This is a genomic window from Aeromonas sp. 75A (genome assembly GCF_051919425.1).
GTDB lineage: Bacteria > Pseudomonadota > Gammaproteobacteria > Enterobacterales > Aeromonadaceae > Aeromonas > Aeromonas veronii.
Map to the genome: position 1 here is coordinate 1120505 of NZ_JBQBES010000002.1, position 19248 is coordinate 1139752.

A 19248-nucleotide genomic window follows, 5' to 3' on the forward strand; every position below is an offset into this window, starting at 1 on the left:
TGGCGTGCCAACAGCAGCATGAATGCGCCAAAACGGCGTCAGCCCGTCCTTGAGCAAGGTGCCGACCTTGCTCTTTTTTTATCTGGCAGACTTTTTACCAGGCAAACAAGTGCAGATAAAAAAATGCCACCCGAGGGTGGCAGTGAAAGATGACGGAACTTGAGCAAAGCGTTCAGCGAAAACCGGTCGTCTTCGCCTGCATAGAGCAATACAGGAACCGTGCCAATCCGGCAAAAGCCCCCGAATCCCTCCACGTCATGGGCAAACCACGACAGCACTGCCCCATGATGGTAGAATCTCGCGGTTTCACATTTATGAAGAGTCGACGCCATGCCCTGGATACAAATTCGAATCAACGCCACTGCCAAGACCGCAGACAAGGTGAGCAACATGCTGCTGGGGCGTGGAGCCCAGGCGGTGACCTTTATGGATGCCAAGGATGTGCCCGTCTACGAACCCATGCCCGGTGAAACCCCGCTCTGGGGCGAGACCGAAGTGATGGGTCTGTTCGATGCCGAAACCGATCCGGCCCCCACCATCGCCTTCTTCCAGCAGATCTTCGGCGAAAATGTCGGCTACAAGGTCGAGCAGCTGGAGGACAAGGACTGGGTGCGCGAGTGGATGGATCACTTCCATCCCATGCAGTTTGGCGAGCGCCTCTGGATCTGCCCGAGCTGGCGCGATGTGCCGAACCCCGATGCGGTCAACGTCATGCTGGATCCGGGTCTGGCCTTCGGTACCGGTACCCACCCCACCACCGCGCTTTGCCTGCAGTGGCTGGACGGACTGGATCTGACCGGTAAAACCGTGGTCGATTTTGGCTGTGGCTCCGGCATTCTCGGCATCGCCGCCCTGAAACTGGGTGCCGCCCGCGTCATCGGCATCGACATCGACCCGCAGGCCATTCAGGCCAGCCGCGACAACGCCGCGCGCAACGGCGTTGCCGACCAGATTGAGCTCTATCTGCCAGCCGACCAGCCGCAAGATGTCGAAGCGGACGTGGTGGTTGCCAACATCCTGGCCGGCCCGCTGCGCGAACTGGCACCGCTGATCGCCGGCCACGGTAAAGCGGGCAGCCTGATGGCCCTCTCCGGCGTGCTGGAGAGCCAGGCCCCGGAGCTGGAAACCATCTACGGCCAGTGGTTCGAGATGGACCCGACCGCCGTCAAGGAGGAGTGGTGCCGCCTCTCCGGCCGCAAGCACGGCTAAGCGCGGGCAACATAGACGCCAACCTCATGCCATCAGGGCTCCCATTCGGGGGCCCTGATTGTTTTGGCCTGTCAGGCTCTTCCCGGTCCGTGGACATGGGCTTGATCGCCCTCCCTTCTGATTGTGTTCGTTTGAAAACAACAGACACCTTTTATTCCGGTAAGATAGCGGTCCGAGCCAACGCAACCGAGAAGGATTTCTTATGCGGATTGCCATTCTGGATGACTATCAGGATCAGGTGCGCCACCTCCCCTGCTTTGCCCTGCTGGCGGGTCATGACGTCACCATCCTCAACCAGAGCGAACCCGATACAACGCGCCTTGCCGCACTGCTGGAAGGAATGGAAGCACTGGTGCTGATCCGCGAGCGTACCCGCATCGACGAACAGCTGCTGATACAGCTTCCCACCCTTAAACTCATCAGCCAGACCGGCAAAGTCAGCCAACATATCGACCCGGTACTGTGCCAGCAGTACGGCGTTGCCGTGGCAGAAGGGATCGGCAGCCCTATTGCTCCCGCCGAGCTCTGCTGGGCGCTCATCATGGCAGCCTCCCGCCATATACCTGCTTACAGCCAGGCGTTAAGCCAAGGCCAATGGCAGCAATCTGGTGACCTAGGTTTGGGACGCACGCTGCATGGGTTGACGCTCGGCATCTGGGGCTACGGCAAGATAGGCCAGCGGATCGCCCGCTATGGCAAGGCATTTGGCATGTCGTTACTGATATGGGGCAGTGAGGCTTCGCGCAGGCAGGCCGAGCTGGATGGCTATGCCTGCGCCTCCAGCAAGGAGGCGCTTTTCAGTCAAGCCGATATCCTCACGCTGCATCTGCGCCTGAGCGAGGCAACCCGCGGCGCTGTTACACGCGCAGACCTGGCCCGCATGAAAGTTGACTCTCTGCTGGTCAATACCAGCCGTGCCGAACTTATCGAGCCGGGCGCCCTCTATGCAGAGCTCAGTAACCATCCTGAGAAACGGGCCGCGCTCGATGTATTTGACATCGAGCCGGCGACACAGGAAAGCGAGCCCCTGCTGCGTCTGCCCAACGTATTGGCGACGCCTCATCTCGGCTATGTGGAGCAAAACAGCTACGAACTCTACTTTCGCGTGGCGTTCGAGAATGTGCTGGCCTTTGCCGAAGGCAGACCTGCCAACCTGGTTCTGCCCATATCGGGTGGATGATCACGTTACTTCTGCCGTATTGGCGCCAATATCCAAATCCCTGGCAGATAAAGGAAAGCAACCTTCATGATCGAATACCAGAAGATGATCAGCAGCCAACCGTACAACTGCATGGCACCCGAGTTGGCCCAGTTGCGCCGGGAGGCGGCACGGCGCTATCGCCGTTTCAATCAGGCGGAAGAGGAGACAGAGCAGCGGGCACTACTGGCGGAGCTGATTGGCGAACTGGCAGAGAATGCCTTTATCTGCCCGCCCCTCTACTGCACCTATGGCCGCCACATCCACCTGGGCAAGGACTCCTACATCAATATGGGGGCGACCCTGCTGGACAATGCCCCCATTCGCATCGGCGCCCATGTGATGATTGGGCCAAACGTGCAGATCTATACCGCAGCCCATGCACTGGAGGCCGACGAACGGATTCAGGGCACAGAGACGGCGCTGCCGGTCACCATTGAAGACAAGGTCTGGATTGGGGGCGGCGCCATCTTGCTGCCCGGCGTCACCATAGGGCGGGAGGCGATCGTCGGCGCGGGCGCCGTAGTCACCAAAGATGTACCGGCCGGAGCTCGGGTAGTCGGCAATCCAGCCCGGATCCTGCCAGCCAAAAACAGGGCATAAGGCTGCCAACCGGGCTGCATCTTGATGCCGCCATCAACTCACAACAACCCCGACACCCCATAAAAAATAAAGCCCAATGTCACGAAGACGTTGGGCTGTTAAAAGGTGCTACGGAATTGCGACTCTCATCGCAGAAAAATTAGAAGGAGTACCCTTCTAAACTGGCAGTGAGATATTAGCGAATGCGCAAACGTTTTACATAGTGAAATACAACAGGATTGCGAGGTACATCGCACTATTTAAATAATTACCTGCTATGGTGCGCGAAGCCTCTTTGACCCATTTATTTTCCCCAATCACTCTGGTTACTATTCACGGTTAAACAGAAAAGCCCCGATATCTCGAGGCTTTGCTTCTCTTAACCGCAACGTGGCCGAAAAATCAGAAACGGCGGACAAACTCATCGAGCGGCAGCTCGCGCAGTTTGCGTGCTTCCAGCATGGGGGTGCCGAGATAGAGGAAACCCACCAGCTGATCCTCTGCCGCCAGTCCCAGTCCCTTGTTGATCTGCTCATCAAAGATAAACCAGCCGGAGCGCCAGATGCCGTTGAAGCCCTGCGCCTGCGCCGCCATCTGCATCGCCATCAGGGCGCAACCTGCGGAGAGCTCCTGCTCCAGTTTCGGCACCTTGGGGTGATCCTGATAACGGGTTGCCACGGCGATGACCAAGGGTGCCCGCAGCGGCGCTTCGTTGCACTTCTTGATGCTCTCTTCATCTTCGCCACGGGCACGGGCGGCGTCCGCCAACAGCTTGCCCAGCCGCTCGCGCCCCTCTCCTTCAAACAGAATGAACTGCCAAGGGGTCAGGGTGCCGTGATCCGGCGCGCGCAAGCCCGCCTTGAGGATATTGTCGAGCACCTCACCGCTCGGGGCGGGATCGGCGAGACGGCCACAGGAGTGGCGATTGAGCAACAGGGTGAGGGCATCCATGGGCAATTCCTTCTCTAGGGCAATGATGGCGCTACCTTAGCACAGCACCGAATGAAGAAAACCCCTGAGGCTCAGGGGTTTATCGCACTATAAAGGACAAGAGGGCACAGTTTGCTAGATGATCGCAGCCAGCTCGGCCCCTTGCCGGATGGCGCGCTTGGCATCCAGCTCGGCAGCCACGTCGGCTCCGCCGATGATATGCACCGGCTTGCCTGCCGCCTGCAACCCGGCCTGCAGTTCTTTAAGGGGCTCCTGCCCGGCGCAGACGATAACCTGATCCACCGGCAGACACTGCTTGGTCTCGCCCACCTGAATGTGCAAGCCCTCGTCATCGATCCCCAGATATTGCACCCCGGAGAGCATCTGCACCTTGCGGTTCTTGAGCACGGTACGGTGGATCCAGCCGGTGGTCTTGCCAAGGCCGTCGCCCACCTTGCTCTCCTTGCGCTGGAGCAGCCAGATCTGGCGCTCGGGCGCATCGACTTCAGGGGTGGTGAGGCCACCGCGCTCGCCGAGATGCTTGTCGATGCCCCACTCCTTGAGCCAGTGATCACGGTGCCCATCGGCATCCATCTCCACCTTCTTCTCTACCAGATACTCAGCCACATCGAAACCGATGCCGCCGGCACCGATCACCGCCACCTTCTGGCCGACCGGCTTGTGATCCCGCAATACATCGAGGTAGTTCAATACCTTGGGATGCTCGATCCCCGGGATATTGGGGGTGCGCGGACGGATACCGGTAGCGAGGATCACCTCGTCAAAACCGCCGCCGAGCAGGCTCTCGGCACTCTGGCGCTGGCCGAGATAGAGCTCGACGCCGCACTTCTCCAGCCGTTTGGCGAAATAGCGCAGGGTTTCGTGAAACTCCTCCTTGCCCGGGATCTGCTTGGCGAAGTTGAACTGGCCGCCGATTTCGCTGGCCTGATCGAACAGGCTCACCTGATGACCGCGCTCGGCAGCGTAGCAGGCAAATGCCAGCCCGGCCGGGCCCGCCCCCACCACCGCCAGCTTTTTGGGCTGGGGCACGCGGCCAAAAGTCAGCTCGGTCTCGAAACAGGCGCGAGGATTGACCAGACAGGAGGCTCGCTTCTGCTTGAACACATGGTCAAGGCAGGCTTGATTGCAGGCGATGCAGGTGTTGATCTCGTCCGCACGGTTCTCGGCCGCCTTGATGACAAACTCGGGATCCGCCAGGAAGGGGCGCGCCATGGAGACCATATCCGCCTCGCCACCCGCCAGAATGCGTTCGGCCACCTCGGGGGTGTTGATACGGTTGGTGGTAATGAGGGGCACCTTGAGGTGTTTTTTCAGCTCGGCGGTCACCCAGCTGAAGGCGCCGCGCGGCACACTGGTGGCGATGGTGGGAATGCGCGCCTCGTGCCAACCGATGCCAGTGTTGATCAGGGTCACCCCCACCGCTTCCAGCGCTTTGCCAAGGGCAATCACCTCTTCCAGGGTCGAACCCTGTTCCACCAGATCCAGCATGGAGAGGCGGAAGATAATGATGAAGTCGGTGCCGACCCGCTCGCGGATGGCGCGGACAATCTCCACCGGGAAGCGCATCCGGTTTTCACTGCTGCCGCCCCAACCATCGGTGCGCTTGTTGGTGCGCTCGCAAATGAACTGGTTGATGAGATAACCTTCCGAGCCCATCACCTCGACGCCGTCATAACCGGCCGCCTTGGCCAGCGCTGCTGTAGCCGCGAAGTCGCGAATAGTGCCGCGGATCTGCCGCTCGCTCATGGCGCGTGGTTTGAACGGAGAGATGGGGGCCTTGAGGGCGCTCGGCGCCAGACTGAACGGATGATAGGCGTAACGACCGGCATGGAGGATCTGCAGCGCTATCTTGCCCCCCTCCTGATGCACGGCGCTGGTCACCTTCTTGTGCTTGCTCACCTGCCAGGGGAAGCTCAGCTGGGAGCCGTGAGGTACCAGCCGACCGCGCAGATTGGGGGCAATGCCGCCGGTGACGATAAGACCGACGCCACCACGGGCACGCTCGGCGTAAAAGGCGGCCAGCTTGTCAAAACCGCCCTTCTCCTCTTCGAGGCCGGTGTGCATGGAGCCCATCAACACACGGTTGCGCAGCTGGGTAAAACCAAGGTCGAGCGGGGTCAGCAGGGTCGGATAGCGGCTCACGATGCCTCCAGTTAATTTTTTGTTATCAAACTGAGGCTAGAGTAAAGAATCGAAAATTCTTTTTCAAACAAATGTTTGGACAATTTTTCAGCGAACAGCCGTGCCCTGAACGAAGATAGGCGGGATCCGCCAGTCGGAAATGGCAATTTCGCCCGCAACTGGTTAATAATGGCTCTTCTCTACCCATTAACAGGGCGATAACGCGACTATGTCTATTTTCAAAGGTCTGGGTTGGTTGTTCCGCAGCCTGTGGCGCCTGCTCAATTTCACCCGGCTGATGCTGGTCAATCTGCTGTTTCTCATCGTAGTGCTGGTCATCGTCTTCAGCGTCAGCCAGAAAGAGGCCCCCAAGGCGCCCATCGAAGGGGCGCTAACCCTCAATCTCAACGGCGTACTGGTGGAGCAACGCTCCCAGACAGATCCCACCGTACAACTGCTGCGCCAGATGGACAGCAGCGACGAGCAGCCGAGCGAGATCGTCCTCTCCGACCTGCTGTGGGCCATCAAGAGTGCCAAGGATGACGAGCGCATCAAGGCGCTGGTGATCAAGCCGCAAGGGCTGCAGGGAGCCAACTTCACCAAACTGCAGGAGGTGGCGAGTGCCATCGACTCCTTCCGGGAGAGCGGCAAACCGGTGATCGCCATGGCCGACTTCTACACTCAGGGGCAATACCTGCTGGCGGCCCACGCCGATCACGTGCTGCTCAACCAGAGCGGCGCCGTGGTGATCGAGGGGCTTGGTGTCTACCAGACCTACTTCAAGTCGGCGCTGGAGAAGCTCAACATCACCCCGCATGTATTCAAGGTCGGCACCTACAAATCCTTCGTCGAACCCTATACCCGCGACGAGATGTCTCCCGAGAGCAAAGAAGCAAACCAGCGCTGGCTGGATCAGCTGTGGCAATCCTATGTGGCTGACGTAGCCGAGCAGCGGGAGACCGAACCCGATGCGGTCGCGCCGGGCAAGGATCGCTTCCTCGAGCTGCTGCGCAAAGCCGGTGGCAATGCCGCTAACTACGCCCTCGACAACGGGCTGGTGGATCAGCTGGCCACCCGCGACGAGATGACCCAGGCGGTCATTAAAGAGGTGGGTGAAGCGGACGATCACGGCTGGAAAGGGGTCGGCCTGAAAGAGTATCTGGCTGCCATTCCGGAACAATATCCCCAGAGCGGCAAGGATGAGGTGGGTCTGGTGGTCGCAAGCGGCGCCATCATGGATGGCGTCCAGCCTGCCGGTACCATAGGCGGTGATAGCCTCTCCGACCTGCTGGCCGATGCCCGCCGCGATGACAAGGTCAAAGCCGTGGTCCTGCGGGTCGACAGCCCCGGCGGCAGCGCCTTCGCCGCCGAGCAGATCCGCGCCGAGCTGCTGGCCCTGAAACAGGCAGGCAAACCGGTAGTGGTCTCCATGGGCAGCTATGCCGCCTCCGGTGGCTACTGGATCTCCGCCGATGCGGACAAAATCTTCGCCTCCCCCACCACCCTCACCGGCTCCATCGGGGTGTTCGGCATGTTCGCCACCATCGACAAGGCGTTGGCCCAGTTCGGCGTGCATACCGACGGGGTTGGCACCACAGATTACGTCGGCGTCGGCCCGACCCGCGCCCTGCCGGATCACGTCGGTCAGGCCATCCAGCTGAGCGTGGAAGATACCTACCAGCGCTTCATAGGTCTGGTGAGCAAGGGCCGCGGTCTGAGCCCGGAAGAGGCCGAGAAAGCGGCCGAAGGCCGAGTCTGGACCGGCGAAGATGCCAAGGCCCTGGGTCTGGTGGACGAGTTCGGCAATCTGGATGACGCCATCAAGGCCGCCGCCGAGCTGGCCAACCTCAAAGAGTGGCAGGTGACCCCCATCGAGCAGGAGGAGTCCACCAAGGACAAGTTCCTGCGCCAGCTGTTTGACAGCAGTGCCCAAGTGCTGGCCCCCCAGTTGCAAAGCTGGCTGCCGGCTGGATTTGGCAAGGCATTGGTGGAAGTGAACCGCAGTCTCAACCCGCTCACCCGCTTCAACGATCCGCAAGGCACCTACGCCTTCTGCCCGGTCTGCGTGCAGTGAGCAAGCGGTGACTCTCCCCATAAAAAACGGCGACCATCTGGTCGCCGTTTTCTTTATTTAGCCAGTGCGCGCGGCACCGCCAACTTGCTCAATCAGGGATTGAGGCGGGTCGGCATACCGGTACGCTGTTCCAGCACCTGCTTGACCACGTTGGAGTCAGACTCGGCGTGAGCAATGAAGCGGGTGATGGCCGGTGTCATCGGGAGCGGCACGGAGGCGGTGGAGTTGAACTCCTCCTCGGTGCGCGACAGCGGCTCGTGTACTTCCATGTAGCGACCGCCATCCGGCTCGACCGTGGTCTTGACCGGCTGGTTGACGAACTGGACGCGGGTGCCGACCGGCACGTTGTCGAACAGATACTTGATGTCGTCAGCGCGCAGACGCACGCAGCCGCTGCTCACCCGCAGACCGATACCGAAGGTGGCGTTAGTGCCGTGGATGGCATAGAGGTTGCCGATGTAAAGGGCGTGCAGACCCATGGGGTTATCCGGACCGGCTGGCCAGACTGCCGGCAGGGTCTTGCCCTGGGCGGCATAGCGACGACGGATGTTCTCGGTCGGGGTCCAGGTCGGGTTGGCGCGCTTGCGCTCTACCTTGGTGATCCAGTTCTCCGGGGTGTTTACCCCCAGCTGACCGATGCCGATGGGCAGCACTTCCACCACGTTCTTCCCTTTCGGGTAGTAGTAGAGACGCATCTCGGCAACGTTGATGACGATCCCTTCGCGGGGCGCGTTGGGCAGGATCAGCTGGTGTGGGATGATCAGGGTGCTACCCGCCTTCGGCAGATAGGGATCAACGCCCGGGTTGGCTTCCATGATGTTGGTCAGACCCAGCTGGAAGTCAGCTGCGATCTGCTCCAGCGGACGGTTGTCCGCAGGCACCACGTATTCCTGGTTTTCACCGATCAGGCGGCTGTTGGCCGCAGGCAGACGGTACTCGACGGCGGCAGCCTGCTGGCTGACCAGCGCAAATGTGCATAAAAGGGCCGAAGCGGCAGTGCGAAGGGGATTCATAAAATTCCTGTGTGGTTTCCTGTACCAAATGGGCCGGGGGCCGTCTCATCCTCGGTCTGCCGGTGGCGGGTCAACCTGCCCCACGACGCCAATAACCGAGCGCGCATTCTTTCCTGAGTCGGCCAAAATTTCAACTTCCATATGTTGCTTTTCTTGTTAAAAGTAGCCGTTTTCGGTGTGACGCTTATCAACAGGGCAAAAGCCACACTGGCAAGTCGCAGCAAAGAGAAAGATGAATGGCTCGGCCCGCCTGGCTGCGAGCCACCCGAGCACCCGTCCACCACAGCGCTGCACTACCTTGTGTCACGGTTGCAGCAGTGGTTAAAACGTTTGTCACATCGGGAGAGATAGACCAATGTCGAGGGAGGCTCTTTATTGGCATGAAGAGGGATAAAACAGCGCATCGGCCACCCGCCGGTGCTGGCTGCCACCATAAAAAAACCGCTCCGAAGAGCGGTTAATGGAGCCACCAGGCAACCATAAAAGGGACTACAGGTAGTTGTCATTGGAATTACTGGACGGCTGCCTCCCCTGCACCGCTCTGCTCTTTGAGGAAGCTGATCCAGGGGGATGCCCGACCGCTGACGTTGCCATTCTGAGCCGCCTGGGTGAAGGCGTTGAGGGCCTCCTTCGGCTTTTGTTGCTCAAAATAGGCGACCCCGGTCAGGAACTTGAGATCAGCACGCTGTTCACCATTGGCATTGGCTGCCGGTTTGGCGGCCAGCGCCACCAGATCCTGATAGCGCTTGCTCTGGATCATCATGCGCGCCATTTTCAGCTGCAATTCGGCGCTCGGGGCCAGCTGGTAGGACTTGGCCAGGGTGTCGATGGCCGGATCCAGCTCCTTGGCCTGATGCCAGTAGTTGGCCAAGGTCTTGTAGTTGCTGGCGCTCTGCTCAATCACCCCGTCCTTCATCCCCTTCTCCATCACCCGGGCGGCGCGATGGGGAATACCGGTGAAGGCGAGGTAGTTGGCGAGGCGCTGCAGTTCGGCGGCCTCGGTCAACATGCCGAGGTTATAGGCTGACTCCAGCGCCGCCAGCGCCTTGGCATCGTTGCCTGCCTGCATATGCATGGCCGACAGCTGGGTCCAGTACTTCTTCTTCTCCGGGAAGATGTTGACCAGAGAGGTCAGCACCTCGGTCGCCGGTTTGTACTGTTTCAGCTCGTAGTGAGCGCCCATCTTCAGCAGATACCAGGACTCCGGCGCTTTACCTGCAGACAGCTTGATCGCCTGATCCACCGCCGGGATCGCGTCACGGTACTGCTTGAGCTGCACGTGGGCGTTAGCCAGCGTGATATAGGCATGGGAGTTGGGCTTGTCATCCTTGCCCTGGTTGGCAAACCACTCCTTCATGGTCTTGATCGACCCCTGATAATTGCCCTCCGCCATATAGAGCTGGGCCAGGTTGTAGCGTACCTGCTGGGCCACCGGTGGCGGCAGGCCGCCTGTCGCGATGGCATCGGCAAAGTACTTGGTTGCCTGACCGTATTTCTCCTGCTGTGCGGCCACGAAACCGAGAGTCTGCAATATGACCCCCTTGTCGTAGACTCGCTCGCCCGCGCCGGAGAGCGCATCTTGCAGCTTGGCATTGGCCTCACCGTATTTCTTCTCGGTGATCAGCTCCTGCGCCTTGTTGACCGCACGATAGGCCCGATCCGACAGGGCCGGCTGCTCGGCGGCCCAACTGGCGGTGCTGAGCAGCACCGCCATGGCGACCGGGGCGAGGATCATCTTGTGTAACTTGTTCATCGCCACCTTCCTTAGTTGACCGCAAACTCGATCTCTTGCTGCATACGGCTCGCCTGCGGCTTGCCATCCACCATGGCCGGTTTGAACGTCCACTTGGCGATGGTTTTGCGCGCCTCTTTGCCGAGGTCATAGCTGCGCGGCTCTTCCTTGACGATCCGCACGTTGCTGACGGTGCCGCGCTCGGTGACGGTGAACTCCACCAGCACCTTGCCGGAGGCCAGCCCCGCCAGTGCCGCCTTGCGGGGCATCATGGGCTCGAAGGTTGCCAGCGGAATGGCGCCGTTGTTGCCACCGACGCCACCACCACCGCCGCCGGTGCTGTAGGCACCCAGCGCGTTGCCACCACCGATGTTGACCGGGATGTCGAGCTTGGGCATGTCCATCGGCGCGCTCTCCATCTTCGGCCTATCCGTGCTGGCCACCTCCATCTCGGGAGGCGGTGGCGGACGCTTGGGCGGCGGCGGTTTGGGCAGCTCCCGCTGTTTCTCTTGCAGGGTCTCCTGGGGCTTGAGGCGAATGAAATCGGTCATGGTGACGTCATCCTTCTCCACCAGCTCCCGGTGATCCGGTGTGATCAGCTTGTTCATTCCCAGAAACAGAAAGAACACCACCACACAGGAGACCGCCAACGATATCAGGTATCTCATAGGTCTCTCTCCGGCATCAGCTGCTCTTGTCTGCCGCGATGGAGATGTTCTGGACACCGGCCATGCGGATCTGATCCATGACCTGCACCACCAGACCGGAACGGGATTCGTTATCGGCCTGGATCACCACGGCGCTCTCCGGGTTTTCGGCCCGCAGCCGCTCGATGTTGGCGCGTACCGCCCCCACCTCGACCACCCGCTTGTCGACCCAGACCTGACCGTTTTCGCGCACCGCGACCATGATATTGCCCTTCTTCACCGTCTCGGCCGTGCTGGCACTGGGACGGTTGATCTCGACACCGGACTCCTTGACGAAGGAGGTGGTGACGATGAAGAAGATCAGCATGATGAACACTATGTCCAGCATGGGGGTCAAATCGATAGCCGCCTCGTCAGCACCGCTGTCGCTGTAACGTTTTCTCATAGCAGAAACTCCTTGCTTGTTCTGTGCCCCCGGCAGGCCATGCCTCGCCGGGGGTATGCATCCTGCATCAACCGTGTTTCAGGTTGTCTTCCAGCTTTTGCACCGCCAGTTTGGCCTTGTGATCGAGCTGGTTGACAAAAAACAGGCCGGAAAGGGCGGCGATCATGCCCGCCATGGTCGGTACCGTTGCCTTGGAGATCCCCGATGCCATCGCCCGCGGCGAACCGGTGCCGGTGATGGCCAAAGTGTCAAACACCTGCACCATCCCCACCACGGTCCCGAGCAGCCCCATCAACGGGCAGAGAGCGATCAGCACCTTGATGACCGGCATCCCCTTGTCCACCGCCATGGCAACCCGTGAGACCAGCTCGCGGCGGATCTGCTTGGCAGACCAGGAGAGATGATCGGTACGGGCCAGCCAGGTCGCCTTGGTCTGCTTCACCTGCTTGGGGTAGACCGCCATGAAGTAGAACCAGCGCTCCAGCAACAGGGCCCACATCATCAGGGTCAGGAAGAACAGGGCGACCAATACATCGCCCCCCAATCCCAAAAACCGGCGGACCGACTCGACTTCTTCAATCAACCAGAACCACATGGGTGACTCCTTACGCTGCGGCTTTGGAGGCGTGCAGACGTTCCTGATAACGGGCAACGAAACCGGCGCTCTGCTCTTCCAGCACCTGGATCAGACGACGGCTCTGGGTCTGCACAATGGTGTAGAGGAACAGCATGGGCACCGCGACGACCAGACCCTGCATGGTGGTCACCAGCGCCTCGGAGATACCGCCCGCCATCAGCTTGGGATCGCCGGTACCGAACAATGTGATGGCCTGGAAGGTGGCGATCATCCCCACTACGGTGCCAAGCAGCCCCAGCAGCGGCGCGACGGAAGCGATCAGCTTGATGATGCTGATACCCTTCTCGAACTTGGGCACGTTGCGCAGGATAATCTCGTCGAGCTTGGACTCCAGATCCTCGATGTTGTCACCGCGATGGCTCTGGTAGGCCCCCAGCATGTCACCAATGGGGTTGCCCTTGATGATCTGATCGGATTTCAGCTGCTTGCGCATGGACGAGCCGATCAGCGACAGGCGGATACCGCAGAAGATGGCCAGCAGGGTACCGAGCACACCGAGCACCATGATGACGTAACCCACTTCACCACCCTGATCGATCCGCTCCTTGAGAGTCGGTGACTGCACCAGCAGAGAGAGGATCACGCCGCGAGACGGGTCGATAAAGATGGGTTTGACCCCGTCACCGCCCTGTTCAAACTCGGCGATCGGTTCCAGCACCCCCTTGTCAGGTTGACGGGAAAGCTGCTCGAACTTGCCGGTCTCCGGCACGAAGGTGAGGTACTTGCCTTCGGAGACAGTGTTGAACTCACCGATCTGGGTGACGGTCTTCTCGGCCTGGTTGCCTTCGCCATAGACCACAGTCGCCGGGATCTGGCTCACCTTGCCACCGTCCACCATGCGGCTGAGGGTGGTGGTCCAGAACGCTTCCAGATCGTCGCTGGAGGGGAGCTCTTTACTCTCGGCCAGACGGGTCAGCAGCGCGGTCTGTTCCGGATGCTCGACCCGACGGGCGGAGGCGTTGAAGATACCCTTGAACTCACCGGCGAACTGACGCAGTACGCCGAACATCTCGCCCATGTTGCCGGAACGCTGGCGCAGGGTTTCAGTCAGCTCGGTCAGCTGCTTGTCATTGGCATCGAAGGTCGCCTTGAGCTGCTCGCCCTTGGCGGTTTCGGCAGCCAGCTCGGCCTTGGCCTTGGCCAGCAGCGCCCCCTGCTCGTTCTTGTCAGCCAGGAAGCGGGCTTCCCGCTCCTTGTTGAGTTGGGATTCGCTCAGGCTGGAGGCCTTGACCTGATTCAGCAGCGCATTGAGATCCACCGGTTTTTCGGCGGCGGTCACCGGCAGGGTGACCAGGGTTGCTCCCGCAATCAGGGAGGCAATCGCAAGTTTGATTCCTTTCATGATGCTTTCTCCGCAGTTTGAACCGGCAGCTTGATCAGAGCGGGAGGCGCCTGCTTCTTGGCGATGCGAAGGCCCTGTTCAACCGCACTGCGATACTCCTGGGGCAACTCTTCCCACTGGCGGGTCTGCTTGTTCCACATCCCGGTTTCATTGCCATCCGGGGATTGATAAAGCAGCGCGATGCGGCCAACCCGCAGGAACTCGTAGGTCTTCTCGCTGCCATCCTTGTCCAGGCTCGCCTTGTAGGATTCGATGGTGCGGCTGAAGCCCTCCTCGATCTGGTAGGCCTCCAGGATCTTGCGGTACTTCTCGGAGATGGTGACATCGGCCCGGTTCATCAGGTCGGTCAGGGCTGCTACGCGGTCCTCGCGCTCGACCTTCTGGAACGGCAGATCCAGCGCCACAAACTGCTCGAGGGAGTCGATCATCTTGAGCATCAAGGGCACCACTTCGGTGCTGGTCTGATCAATCTGGGCGATCTGCTTTTGCATCGACGCCAGCTCGGCGCTCTGGGACTCGACCATCTTGCTCACCTGCTCGTTGTAGGTGCGCAGACTGTCGACCTGACGCAGGGCAGCCTTGTACTGGGCCAGTGCGGATTCGGCAGATTCGGCATAGCTGTCGATTTTCTGCTGGGAAACTTTGGATGCGTTGTCGGTGGCGGCTTGAGCGTCCACGGCCTGACCGGCAGTGGCTGCACTCAGATTGAAGCTGGTCAACAAGGCGGCCGAAACCAGGCTGCCAAGGAGCGCTTTCTTCATTGTAATGGTCCTTGTCTTCATAGGATTACCCTATCTCCGTAACTTCCTTGGACGTTGGGCACAGCCGGCCCGACCGGGCCGGCTGAGGTTGTATATCAACAGGGTTGATTAGAACTTCTGGGTGTAGTCGATGTAGTAGACGCGACCGTCGATGCCGTAGAGGTATTCATCGTAAGTGAAACCATCGTTGGACAGGGAAGGCCCGCGGTTGAACATGTTCTTCACACCGGTCTGGATCTTGGCATTCCAGCTGGTATCGACCGCCACGTTCAGGTTCCAGATGGTGTTGGAAGCGATATGGCCCTCTTCCTTGTCATCCACATAGTCCTGACTCTGGGAATCGATATAGTTGGTGCTCAGGTAGGTATCCAGATTCCACAGCTGCGGGAAGTTGGCACCGATCCCGGAGTTGAAGCGGAAGTCGGGTTTGCCATTCCAGCCCTTCTTGTCGACCATTGGGCCACCAGCAAACAGACCTTCCTCATATTTCAGGATGTAGCTGCTGCCAAAGTCGTAACGCAGGGTGAAAGAGTTGAAGTCGTACTTGTAGTCCGCCTTGAAGTCGATACCACTGGTCTTGAGCTGCCCCAGGTTGACCATGCCGGCATAGACCTTCTCGACATCGCCGTTGGCATCACGGATGACGTTCGGGTTGCTGCCGGTATTGAGCTCCTGATAGAACTGGGTCTGGGTGGTAGCCAGCTGGATCACGTCATCAATCTTGATGTAGTAGTAATCGAGCGACAGGTTCAGGTTGTCCAGCGGGTTGTAAGCAGCACCGATGGTAAAGGTGTCAGCCGTCTCTTCCTTCAGGTTCTTGTTGGATTGACGTGTTGTCTCGTACTGCGCTTCGGAACAGTTGGCAATGCCATTGGCCTGGCAGTAGACATAGTCCTTGGCAAAGTCCGCTGACTGGGCATCCGCCGCATAGAGATCGTTCAGACCCGGCGCGCGGAAAGACTGGGACCAGGAGGTACGGAACATCAGCTGGTCGAGCGGTTGATAACGCAGACTCGCTTTGGGCGAGAAGGCGCTGCCAAAGTCGCTGTACTTGTCGTAACGACCCGCCAGGTTAAGCTCGATCTGCTCGGTGATGGGGATCAGGCTCTCGATATAGGTGGCAAACACATCGCGCACACCGCCACCAGAGTTACCGGATGAGCCCAGTACGTTGCCTGCTTCGGACTGGCTGTCATAGGTATCGGAGTAAACCCAATCGTTATACTCGGCCCCCAGATACCAGCTGACCGGGCCAGCGGGCAGTTCACCCATCTCCCAACCCACGCCACCGTACCACTGGAAGAAGTCCATCTTGGAGTTGCGGCTGGTGGTATAGGAGAGATCCTTGGTAGCCGCATCAGAGAAGCTGCCATTAACGAACTTGCCGGTATTGACCTGAGTTTCCACAGCGGGGGCCAGCACATACCCATTACCAGTACTCTGGTTATCTGTTTTGGAATACATGTAACCGGCATTCCATTCCAGATCGCCTACCGCTTCGGTCGGCACCACCCCTTCAAAACCCAAGTTCAGGGTACCGGTCAAGTCAGTCACATCGTTGTCACGGGGACCGACGTTGTTAAAGCGGTAGTAAACGGTCGCGGCCTTGGCGGTGCTGAAGTTGTTGGCAGACAGAACTGCTGCGCTTTCAGGGGTGGAACCATCCACGGTAAAGGCACCGGCAGCTGGCGCGAAGCGGCCAAAACTGGTGACGCGGGAACCAATCATCTGTGGCACGAAATCCACATTGTCGTTGATATGGTAGCGCCCGTTGAGATAGACGGTATCGCGGGTACGAGAGGCAGTCTTGGCAGCGACCTGGGCAAAGTCGAAGCGGCAAGCCGTGCCCTTGGTGACGAAACCGGTGCCGGTACCTTCACAGTCAACTCCCTTCAGGGTACGGGTAACCGTCTTGCCGGTAGTGGCATCCACTCCCTTGATATTGCGGCCATAGAGACTCGGAGCAGTTGCCCCCTCTTTCGCCAGATAGTCGCGATCCTTGTAATAGATCTCGTCTTTCACATCGTGCTCGTAGACCATCATCAGGGAGCCTTTCTCACCCGAGATGCCGCTAACGATGGAACCACTCTGCTCGTCACCACCCTCTTCGGTCGGTGAACCGACGCGCCCCTGGAATGACAAACCTTCAAAACCCTCTTTGAGGATCACGTTGATAACGCCGCCGATGGCATCAGAGCCATAGAGTGCGGAGCCACCATCCAGGTTCACTTCCACCCGCTCAACCGCCGCCATGGGGATGGTATTGAGGTTGATGGCAGTGCCACCCATAGAGGGAGAACCAGCGATACGCTTGCCATTAAGTAGCACCAGCGTGCGATCTTCACCAAGGCCACGCAGCCCTACTGTGGCTTGTGACTGGGCAGAACTACCGGAGGATGGGGAGAAACCACCAAAGGAGTTGTAGGAGGCCTGTTTCAGATAATCCGCCACAGTCTGCTGACCAGACTGTTCAATTTGAGCCTTGCTGACAGAGACAACCGGAGTCGCCCCCTCAACATCAACACGGGAGATACGGGAGCCAGTGACTTTGATTTTCTGCAGTTTTTCGACGTTCTGCCCTTCTTCGGCAGATACGGATGGGGCCGCTGCAAGGCTCGCCAAGGCGAACGCAATCGCAGCAGAGATTCTGCTCTTCCTAAGCATCGCTTATATCCTTCCTGGTTGTTTATTGTTTGCTTCCTGATACCGCCCTCTTTGGAGCGATGTGTAAGGCTTATCAATCTTTGACTAGCGACGTCAATGGAGCAGGGGTGTGGCGAGGTCAGGCGTAGAATAAGCGGAGTGTATTAATTTTGACCGGAATAATTAGTGAATAATTCTGCCAAAAACAACCCGCGCAATGTAAAAACATTGTTAAATGGCATAAATGGCGCTGAATTAAAATTTGATGAACTTATTAGTTAACGTGCTGTCCGTTTATATCTTATTTTGATTTATCGGCCTTAATAAGAATAAAACACTAACTTCATGAGGGTTGAACCTGACCGCTCCCATGGGGATAACAGTTAAAGTCGTTGAGATGATATCGTTTTCCTTCAATTTCACCACCCAAACAAAAGCACTATAAATCAACAACTTAAAATCACTAAAAACTCAAACAAACAGCTGTTTATGTTTTTTAAAATAATGTTGAGCAGTAGCGTTTTGTTTTGATTTTCACTTTTCAGATAAAAAACGTCATTTTTCGGTGCTTTTGGTCTCAGCGGGTCATTTGTCCCAGTTTTCCATTTCCTTGTACTTGATTTTTGTTGCAGAGCTTTTACAGTGGCCAAGCGGATTGTCTGCTGTTTGGCAACCAATCCAGCGCGTAATGCCAGGAAGGACAGGCCCGTCACCGGATTTGACTGGCCGCAAAAAAGAACAACAAGGACGAGGTTCCACCATGCTGTCGTATTTCCTACGCCGGATGCTTTTGATCATCCCGACGTTTCTCGGTATCACCCTGCTCGTCTTCACCATCACCCGTTTCGTGCCGGGCGGTCCGGTCGAACGCATGCTGCTGCAAGCCCAGGTTTCCCAGAATGAATCTGGCCGCTCCAGTGGCAGCAAGGGGGCGCAGGCCCTCTCCGATGAACAGATCGAGGAGCTCAAGGCCTTCTATGGGCTCGACAAGCCGATGCTGGTCGCCTACTGGGAGTGGCTGCAGAAGCTGGCGGTGCTGGATCTGGGCGAATCGACCCGCTACTACGAGCCGGTGTGGGATCTCATCAAGGATCGGCTCCCGGTCACCGCCTTCTTCGGGCTGGCGACCTTTCTGCTGAGCTATGCGGTCTCCATTCCGCTGGGGGTGGCGAAGGCGCTCAGGCACAACAGCCGCTTCGATTCGTTGAGCTCCATGCTCATCTACATGGCCTATGCCCTGCCCGCCTACGTGGTGGGGATCTTCCTCATCACCGTCTTCGCCTTCCATCTGGAGTGGCTGCCGATGGGCGGTTTTCCGGGGGATGATTTTGAGTACATGGAGAGCAGCTGGGATCAGATCCGCACCGTCTTTGCCCACGCCCTGCTGCCGCTTATCGCCTACGCCATCGGCGATTTCGCCATCCTCACCATGACCATGAAAAACAGCCTGATGGAGAACCTGTCGGCCGATTATGTGCGTACCGCCGTGGCCAAGGGACTGCCGTTTCGCAAGGCGGTCACCGACCATGCCATGCGCAACAGCCTGATCCCCATCGCCAGCCACCTGGGGTCTGTGCTCACCGTTTTCTTTGGCGGCTCCTTCCTCATCGAGACCATCTTCAACATCGACGGCATCGGCCTGCTCGGTTACGAGGCGATCGTCGAGCGGGATTACCCCACCGTCATGGGCATTCTGGCCATCACCTCCATGCTGATGCTGATAGGCAATATCGTCTCCGATATCTGCGTTGCCCTTGTTGATCCCCGCGTGCGGTTTGGAGATTGACCATGAACCAGACCTCTATTGCCATGCCGATGCTGATATCACGCCATATCGTCTCCGATATTTGTGTTGCACCCTCTGTTGACCCCCGCGTGCGGTTTGGAGACTGA

15 protein-coding genes are annotated in these 19248 nt (G+C 58.7%); 5 read left to right on the forward strand and 10 right to left on the reverse strand.

Going from position 1 to position 19248, the window contains the following annotated elements; all coding sequences use genetic code 11:
- The first annotated feature begins 330 nt into the window (after positions 1–330).
- The 3 genes from prmA (at position 331) to ACTG2T_RS05010 (ending at position 3010) form a co-directional block, all read left to right on the forward strand.
- A complete protein-coding gene (prmA, locus tag ACTG2T_RS05000; RefSeq protein ID WP_005338919.1) occupies positions 331–1209 on the forward strand; it encodes a 50S ribosomal protein L11 methyltransferase in 879 nt (292 codons plus the stop codon).
- A gap of 202 nt (positions 1210–1411) precedes the next feature.
- Positions 1412–2389, forward strand: coding sequence for a D-2-hydroxyacid dehydrogenase family protein (locus tag ACTG2T_RS05005; RefSeq protein ID WP_330123988.1), 978 nt, complete (start codon positions 1412–1414; stop codon positions 2387–2389).
- Positions 2390–2455: 66 nt separating this feature from the next.
- Positions 2456–3010: a sugar O-acetyltransferase gene (locus ACTG2T_RS05010; protein WP_247823981.1), complete on the forward strand. Its 555-nt coding sequence runs from the start codon at positions 2456–2458 to the stop codon at positions 3008–3010.
- 381 nt (positions 3011–3391) lie between these two features.
- Here ACTG2T_RS05010 and ACTG2T_RS05015 read toward each other — a convergent pair whose 3' ends face one another.
- Together ACTG2T_RS05015 and ACTG2T_RS05020 are read right to left on the reverse strand one after the other, a co-directional pair.
- The gene (locus ACTG2T_RS05015) at positions 3392–3940 is read right to left on the reverse strand and encodes an NAD(P)H nitroreductase (RefSeq protein WP_182963008.1); all 549 of its coding nucleotides are present in this window, start codon (positions 3938–3940) and stop codon (positions 3392–3394) included.
- A 114-nt stretch (positions 3941–4054) separates the two neighbouring features.
- Positions 4055–6082: an NADPH-dependent 2,4-dienoyl-CoA reductase gene (locus tag ACTG2T_RS05020; RefSeq protein WP_330123987.1), complete on the reverse strand. Its 2028-nt coding sequence runs from the start codon at positions 6080–6082 to the stop codon at positions 4055–4057.
- A 208-nt stretch (positions 6083–6290) separates the two neighbouring features.
- Between ACTG2T_RS05020 and sppA the strand changes: the two genes are divergently transcribed.
- Positions 6291–8135, forward strand: a complete 1845-nt coding sequence (gene sppA, locus ACTG2T_RS05025) for a signal peptide peptidase SppA (protein WP_330123986.1) — start codon at positions 6291–6293, stop codon at positions 8133–8135.
- A gap of 92 nt (positions 8136–8227) precedes the next feature.
- Here sppA and ACTG2T_RS05030 read toward each other — a convergent pair whose 3' ends face one another.
- The 8 genes from ACTG2T_RS05030 to ACTG2T_RS05065 all read right to left on the reverse strand — a co-directional run bounded on the left by ACTG2T_RS05030 (position 8228) and on the right by ACTG2T_RS05065 (position 17376).
- On the reverse strand, positions 8228–9148 hold the full coding sequence (locus tag ACTG2T_RS05030) for a L,D-transpeptidase family protein (RefSeq protein WP_005338927.1): 921 nt from the start codon (positions 9146–9148) through the stop codon (positions 8228–8230).
- Between the two features lie 511 nt (positions 9149–9659).
- Positions 9660–10901, reverse strand: coding sequence for a tetratricopeptide repeat protein (locus ACTG2T_RS05035; RefSeq protein WP_330123985.1), 1242 nt, complete (start codon positions 10899–10901; stop codon positions 9660–9662).
- An 11-nt stretch (positions 10902–10912) separates the two neighbouring features.
- Positions 10913–11548: an energy transducer TonB gene (locus ACTG2T_RS05040; protein ID WP_005343441.1), complete on the reverse strand. Its 636-nt coding sequence runs from the start codon at positions 11546–11548 to the stop codon at positions 10913–10915.
- Positions 11549–11564: 16 nt separating this feature from the next.
- Positions 11565–11972 (reverse strand): ExbD/TolR family protein, encoded by a 408-nt coding sequence (locus ACTG2T_RS05045; RefSeq protein WP_005338933.1) that lies wholly within the window; start codon positions 11970–11972, stop codon positions 11565–11567.
- A 67-nt stretch (positions 11973–12039) separates the two neighbouring features.
- Positions 12040–12567 carry a MotA/TolQ/ExbB proton channel family protein gene (locus tag ACTG2T_RS05050; protein WP_005338936.1) on the reverse strand — a complete coding sequence of 176 codons (528 nt, stop codon included), beginning with the start codon at positions 12565–12567 and terminating at the stop codon, positions 12040–12042.
- 10 nt (positions 12568–12577) lie between these two features.
- Complete coding sequence (locus ACTG2T_RS05055) at positions 12578–13951, reverse strand: MotA/TolQ/ExbB proton channel family protein (protein WP_107682561.1); 1374 nt, start codon at positions 13949–13951, stop codon at positions 12578–12580.
- The gene (locus ACTG2T_RS05060) at positions 13948–14712 is read right to left on the reverse strand and encodes a DUF3450 domain-containing protein (RefSeq protein ID WP_160881524.1); all 765 of its coding nucleotides are present in this window, start codon (positions 14710–14712) and stop codon (positions 13948–13950) included. Before ACTG2T_RS05060 ends, ACTG2T_RS05055 begins: the two co-directional genes overlap by 4 nt.
- Positions 14713–14820: 108 nt before the next feature.
- Positions 14821–17376, reverse strand: a complete 2556-nt coding sequence (locus ACTG2T_RS05065) for a TonB-dependent receptor (protein ID WP_236340977.1) — start codon at positions 17374–17376, stop codon at positions 14821–14823.
- A gap of 739 nt (positions 17377–18115) precedes the next feature.
- Here ACTG2T_RS05065 and ACTG2T_RS05070 point away from each other — a divergent pair.
- A complete protein-coding gene (locus ACTG2T_RS05070) occupies positions 18116–19141 on the forward strand; it encodes an ABC transporter permease subunit (RefSeq protein WP_005349436.1) in 1026 nt (341 codons plus the stop codon).
- Positions 19142–19248 lie beyond the last annotated feature (107 nt).

Bases quoted from the DNA above. Each gene is read 5' to 3' on its own strand.
- prmA (WP_005338919.1), top strand. From the start codon at position 331: ATGCCCTGGATACAAATTCGAATCAACGCCACTGCCAAGACCGCAGAC.
- ACTG2T_RS05005 (WP_330123988.1), top strand. From the start codon at position 1,412: ATGCGGATTGCCATTCTGGATGACTATCAGGATCAGGTGCGCCACCTC.
- ACTG2T_RS05010 (WP_247823981.1), top strand. From the start codon at position 2,456: ATGATCGAATACCAGAAGATGATCAGCAGCCAACCGTACAACTGCATG.
- ACTG2T_RS05015 (WP_182963008.1), bottom strand. From the start codon at position 3,940: ATGGATGCCCTCACCCTGTTGCTCAATCGCCACTCCTGTGGCCGTCTC.
- sppA (WP_330123986.1), top strand. From the start codon at position 6,291: ATGTCTATTTTCAAAGGTCTGGGTTGGTTGTTCCGCAGCCTGTGGCGC.
- ACTG2T_RS05030 (WP_005338927.1), bottom strand. From the start codon at position 9,148: ATGAATCCCCTTCGCACTGCCGCTTCGGCCCTTTTATGCACATTTGCG.
- ACTG2T_RS05035 (WP_330123985.1), bottom strand. From the start codon at position 10,901: ATGAACAAGTTACACAAGATGATCCTCGCCCCGGTCGCCATGGCGGTG.
- ACTG2T_RS05040 (WP_005343441.1), bottom strand. From the start codon at position 11,548: ATGAGATACCTGATATCGTTGGCGGTCTCCTGTGTGGTGGTGTTCTTT.
- ACTG2T_RS05045 (WP_005338933.1), bottom strand. From the start codon at position 11,972: ATGAGAAAACGTTACAGCGACAGCGGTGCTGACGAGGCGGCTATCGAT.
- ACTG2T_RS05050 (WP_005338936.1), bottom strand. From the start codon at position 12,567: ATGTGGTTCTGGTTGATTGAAGAAGTCGAGTCGGTCCGCCGGTTTTTG.
- ACTG2T_RS05055 (WP_107682561.1), bottom strand. From the start codon at position 13,951: ATGAAAGGAATCAAACTTGCGATTGCCTCCCTGATTGCGGGAGCAACC.
- ACTG2T_RS05060 (WP_160881524.1), bottom strand. From the start codon at position 14,712: ATGAAGAAAGCGCTCCTTGGCAGCCTGGTTTCGGCCGCCTTGTTGACC.
- ACTG2T_RS05065 (WP_236340977.1), bottom strand. From the start codon at position 17,376: ATGCTTAGGAAGAGCAGAATCTCTGCTGCGATTGCGTTCGCCTTGGCG.
- ACTG2T_RS05070 (WP_005349436.1), top strand. From the start codon at position 18,116: ATGCTGTCGTATTTCCTACGCCGGATGCTTTTGATCATCCCGACGTTT.